This window comes from Lactobacillus sp. HMSC08B12, from assembly GCF_001808415.1.
In the GTDB taxonomy this organism is placed as follows: Bacteria; Bacillota; Bacilli; order Lactobacillales; family Lactobacillaceae; genus Lactobacillus; species Lactobacillus delbrueckii.
In genome coordinates this window covers 1-1,060 of the sequence record NZ_KV793129.1, presented here as the reverse complement: position 1 = coordinate 1,060, position 1,060 = coordinate 1, and the positions used below count along the sequence as shown (strand labels likewise).

The following is a 1,060-nucleotide window of genomic DNA, read 5'->3' as shown; positions in this document are numbered from 1 at the left end:
GAGGATAGCAGAAGCGTTTGGGAAAACGCGCCAGAGAGGGTGAGAGCCCCGTAAGCGAAATCCAAAGAAGGCCTATCAGTATCCTGAGTAGGGCGGGACACGTGAAATCCCGTTTGAATCCGCGAGGACCATCTCGCAAGGCTAAATACTAACCAGTGACCGATAGTGAACCAGTACCGTGAGGGAAAGGTGAAAAGAACCCCGGGAGGGGAGTGAAAGAGAACCTGAAACCGTGTGCCTACAAGTAGTCAGAGCCCGTTAACGGGTAATGGCGTGCCTTTTGTAGAATGAACCGGCGAGTTGCGTTAGTCAGCAAGGTTAAGTCAGAAAAGACGGAGCCGCAGCGAAAGCGAGTCTGAAGAGGGCGAGCAGTTGGCTGACGCAGACCCGAAACCAAGTGACCTACCCATGACCAGGTTGAAGGCGCGGTAAAACGCGCTGGAGGACCGAACCCACGTAAGTTGAAAATTGCGGGGATGAGTTGTGGGTAGCGGTGAAATTCCAAACGAACTTGGAGATAGCTGGTTCTCTCCGAAATAGCTTTAGGGCTAGCCTCGCAAAGAGGATGCTGGAGGTAGAGCTCTGTTTGGACTAGGGGCCCGTCAAGGGTTACTGAATTCAGATAAACTACGAATTCCAGACATTTATGTGCGGGAGTCAGACTGCGAGTGATAAGATCCGTAGTCGAAAGGGAAACAGCCCAGATCACCAGTTAAGGTCCCAAAATTCATGCTAAGTGGAAAAGGATGTGGAGTTGCGCAGACAACTAGGACGTTGGCTCAGAAGCAGCCATCATTCAAAGAGTGCGTAATAGCTCACTAGTCGAGTGACGCCGCGCCGAAAATTTACCGGGGCTAAGCATGATACCGAAACTGTGGATGTGCATTTATGCACGTGGTAGGAGAGCGTTCTAGCGGCGGTGAAGCATGACTGAGAAGACATGTGGAGCTTCTAGAAGTGAGAATGCCGGTATGAGTAACGAAAGACAGGTGAGAATCCTGTCCGCCGCAAGACTAAGGTTTCCTGGGGCAGGCTCGTCCGCCCAGGGTAAGTCGGGACC

Annotated in this window: 1 rRNA gene; it reads left to right on the top strand. The window is 52.1% G+C overall.

Annotation, left to right across the window (positions count from 1 at the left end):
- A 23S ribosomal RNA gene (locus HMPREF3168_RS02960) occupies positions 1-1,060 on the top strand; the annotation flags it as partial.